The organism is Francisella sciaenopsi, assembly GCF_045862875.1.
Lineage (GTDB): Bacteria > Pseudomonadota > Gammaproteobacteria > Francisellales > Francisellaceae > Francisella > Francisella sciaenopsi.
In genome coordinates this window covers 1-4,332 of sequence record NZ_BTHG01000012.1, presented here as the reverse complement: position 1 = coordinate 4,332, position 4,332 = coordinate 1, and the positions used below count along the sequence as shown (strand labels likewise).

Genomic DNA, 4,332 nt, shown 5'->3' with positions numbered 1-4,332 from the left:
GATCCAGTTGATCCAGTTGATCCAGTTGATCCAGTTGATCCAGTTGATCCAGTTGATCCAGTTGATCCAGTTGATCCTGTAAATCCTAGCTCTACTGAATGGGACTCTAATAAAACTTATGTCAAAGGTGATACTGTTACTTATAATGGTGATACATTCACTGCAAAGTGGTGGACCAAAGGTGAAACTCCAAACAAAGAATCTCAATGGGGTCCTTGGGAATATAATGGTGAAGCATCTCAAGGCAAAGGAACTGTATCTATAGTTCTACCTGTCAAACCTGATTTCATCGCTAATGGCAAATTAGCTGATGTTCAAATTTTAAAAGCCGGTAAAATTGTTGCTGAAGTAAATAATGCTAACTGGGGCTCGACTAAAAATATTGAGGTCGAAGTCGGTGAAAGCTCAGATTTAACTATTAATGTACCTGCTATTGATGGAGCTACTGGAGTTGCAAACCCTGCAGCATTCACTCTTGCAAAAAACAGCTCAAAAACTGTAAATGTAGAATACACTGCTTCTAATCCTGCTGAACAGGGCTCTATTACTATTAACCCTCAAGCTGATGTAAGCGGTAACCTTACAACTTCTTACTCTCTTACTGATGCAAACGGAAATGTTGTTGCTTCTGGTGATCTTGAAATCAATAAAGTTACTACACTTGAAAAAATTTCCGCTTCTGAAGATGGCGTAAACTATACTCTTACTATAGGAAGTTTCGTTAGTGATGGATTTAATTACACTCCTACTGGTACATATCCTGTAACTGTATATAACTTTAATACATCTAATGTTGATGTTACATTTACTAAACAGGCTATACCTACTGAGAATGTCTACATCAGTGTTGATGGACTTCCTGAGAACAAATCAACAACTTTAACTTTATCTAATAAAAATGGTGATTCTAAAAAATTAAATATAGACTCTAACTCTACTATCTCTGCTGAAATCCCTAAAGATAATACTCTATGGACTGTAGCTGTAGCATCTCTTACTGGATACAAAATATCTACATCTCCTGCTTCTTTTACTGCTAATAATGATGCTCAAAATATTAATGTAACGATTACCGAAAATGTTAATAATGATGTAATAGCTGCTACATACTTCTCTACTTGGGGTGGAAATACTTCATATAATGTAGGTGGTAAACAAATAGTAACAAATCCTATAGATATCAATATACCTAACTCAGGCGACTACTGTGCAGAACATAATGGTTTCTGTAAATACAATGTCGTGATTATGGCATTTATCGTTACAGATAGTAGTGGTAATATGAAGCTATCATTAACTGATCCTGGCTCAACAAGTCAAACCGAAGGTGTATATACAGAAGAGCAAGTTAAAGAATTTGTAAACTACATGAAATCTCAAGGTAAGCATGTATTAGTCTCTCTTGGTGGACAATATTTCCATATGGATTGGGATAACTTTAATGGTAATGGTAAAGAACAAATTATAGATATCATTAATGAATATGGTTTTGATGGTTTAGATATAGACTTAGAAGGTTCTGCAATACCAACAAATGCAGAGCAGCTACAAAACGCTGCTCAAGGCTTTAAAGATATAGTAAATACATATCGTGACAAAGGTGAAAATTTCTGGCTAACAGCTGCGCCAGAATGGGGATATGTAGTTCCTTACACATATGGTTCAGGTCAATGGGCTTCTCATAGCTTCCAGACCGAAGGTTATATTAATCTAATAAATGACATCGGCATGGACAACTTTACATATATCTGGCCACAAACATACAATCAAGGTCCTTCAAATGGCATAACAGGTCCAGGATATGAAAAGGTAACTCCAGCAGATGGTATGGATAAATTCTTATCTGCATTTGTGTGGGCTGCTTCTTCTAATGAAGGATATGCAACGAACGGTGGAGCAATAACAAATAATATGCAAATACCTGCAGATAAACTTGTTCTTGGTATTCCTGCGGCTGAAGGTGCGGCTGGTGGTGAACTTGCTTATGTTGCGACTCCAGAACAAATTTCCAATGCATGGCAGTTAATGGCAAACAATGGCATTTCTGCTGCTGGATATATGGACTGGTCTGCTGACTTTGATGCTATGGATATAAAGGATGGAGACCTATCTAGTGGATATTCTCATGCTCCATGGTCTACTGTGGAAGCTATCGTTTCTAAATAAACTATTTAAGCTTACTTACATAAATAAATTTTTATCTTTTCTTCTCATTAATTGAGTTTTAAGTAAAAAACTATAGGCATGCAATATGTAACTAAGTTTCATTAACAAAACCCTATCTAAGGCTAAATGTGAAGGTACTTGCTCTAATCCCGTAAATCCTAAAAAGCCGAGCAAGTTTTATTAAATCTAAAAAACTTCATTTTTTAAAAAAGTTCTCGATTAATTACCTTTATAAATGTGACCATCAAAACTATAACTCTAATATAGAATGTTCCACATATGTTAAAGCATATTTTTTGTTTTGCAAAATCACTTAAAGAATTATCGTTTTATTATTATAAATAAAGATTCTATCATTAAGAACTAGACTCAAAGCTGTTGATAAAACATTTTTTTCAACATCATGCCCAGCATCTCGCATATCCTGCCATGAATAATTATGATCAACTCTAATTATATCCTGAGCTATAATTGGCCCTTCATCTAAATCATCTGTGACAAAATGACTAGTTGCACCAATTATTTTCACCCCTCTTTCATAAGCCTGCTTGTAAGGATTAGCTCCAATAAATGCTGGTAAAAATGAATGATGAATATTAAGTAGCTTACCTTGAAACTGTTCAACAAAACTCGGAGATAATATTCTCATATACTTCGCAAGCACAATTACATCATAATCATATTTTTTTATGATATCTTGGACTTTTTTCTCATGCTCATCTCGAGAAATCCCCTCATGAGAAACATACTCAAATGGTATATCAAACTTCTCAACCAAATTCTTGAGATTATCATAGTTTGATATCACTGCGGTAATATTCGCATCTAGTTTTCCTTCTGCGTGCTTTATGAGCAAATCTCCTAAGCAATGCATTTCTTTTGTAGCCAAGATAACTATATTTTTTTTGGAAGAATCTACTAATTTAATCTCTGAATTAGTAGGTAAAGTACTCTCTAAATCAACTAACATTTGCTCAATATTTACTTCTCCAGAAAACTCCGTACGCATAAAAAACTTATTATGATGTTTATCAACGAACTCTGAGTTCCTCTCCACATTGAGATTATTTTCATAGATAATTTTTGAAACTTTATAAACCAAGCCTTTTTGATCATCCGTCTCAATCAATAATCGATACTTTTGCATTATATATTTTAAAAGAATTTAATAATAACCATAAACTATAATACATAATTATTATTTTAGTTAGATTTTTAATTATTTTTTGATTTATTTAGTTCCAAATATTTTATCCCCAGCATCTCCAAGACCTGGAATTATATATTTTTTCTCATTTAGATGACTATCGATAGATGCTGTGTATAACTCAACATCTGGATGAGCATTAGCTAATGCTTCGATACCCTCTGGCGCGGAAACTAAAGTAATAATTTTGATATCTTTTGATCCTGCTTTTTTTAGTAATGTAACAGTTTCAATCATAGATCCACCTGTCGCCAACATAGGATCTACGATTAGTGCCACTCTCTCATTAAGTTTGTCACAAAGTTTAGCAAAATAAGCTACTGGCTTAGCAGTTTTTTCATCACGGTACATACCAACCATACTAACTTTTGCAGCAGGCACATGCTCAAATACTCCATCCATCATACCAAGTCCAGCACGGAGTATAGGTACAACAGTCAACTTCTTACCTTTGATTTGATCAACTTCAATATTCTCACCTTGCCAACCTAGAATTTCTGTTTTTTCAAGCTCAAATCTTGCTGTAACTTCATAAGTTAATAAGCTAGTTATTTCCTTGGTTAATCTTCTAAATTCTTGTGTACTTATTGCTGATGCTCGCATAAGGCCAAGCTTGTGTTTAACCATGGGATGTTTGACTTCAACTACTTTCATAATTTTCTCAAAGTAAAATAATTTGCCTAATTATATAGGTTATCAATATATAATACTCTACTTTTTAGAGATTTATATTCTCATTAATGTTATACTCTAAGTTATTATTTATTTTATTTCACTTATTATTTAATAAAAGATTTTTTCAAAGAAATACTTTTAGAACGATTAATAGAGCTCTTAAACATCAATATTTAAATAGAATCTTAGCATTTTAAAACTATCTACAGTCAGCTCCATTATGTATATCCCAGCTATTAGTTTTTACTGTCAGCTATTAGTTTTTGATAATTAATTATTTATAA

3 protein-coding genes are annotated in these 4,332 nt (G+C 33.3%); 1 reads left to right on the top strand and 2 read right to left on the bottom strand.

Annotated features, from left to right (window positions below; genetic code table 11):
• On the top strand, positions 1-2,166 hold a 2,166-nt coding region (locus ACKTR7_RS09865), incomplete at its 5' end, for a glycosyl hydrolase family 18 protein (RefSeq protein ID WP_407878136.1).
• Positions 2,167-2,479: 313 nt separating this feature from the next.
• Here the strand turns inward: ACKTR7_RS09865 and purU are convergent.
• Together purU and upp are read right to left on the bottom strand one after the other, a co-directional pair.
• Complete coding sequence (gene purU / locus ACKTR7_RS09860) at positions 2,480-3,313, bottom strand: formyltetrahydrofolate deformylase (RefSeq protein WP_407878135.1); 834 nt, start codon at positions 3,311-3,313, stop codon at positions 2,480-2,482.
• Positions 3,314-3,397: 84 nt separating this feature from the next.
• Entirely contained in the window at positions 3,398-4,027 is a 630-nt protein-coding gene (upp, locus tag ACKTR7_RS09855; RefSeq protein WP_407878134.1) for a uracil phosphoribosyltransferase, read from the bottom strand.
• Positions 4,028-4,332 lie beyond the last annotated feature (305 nt).

Excerpts from the sequence above, each read along its gene's own strand:
- purU (WP_407878135.1), bottom strand. The coding sequence starts at position 3,313 with ATGCAAAAGTATCGATTATTGATTGAGACGGATGATCAAAAAGGCTTG.
- upp (WP_407878134.1), bottom strand. The coding sequence starts at position 4,027 with ATGAAAGTAGTTGAAGTCAAACATCCCATGGTTAAACACAAGCTTGGC.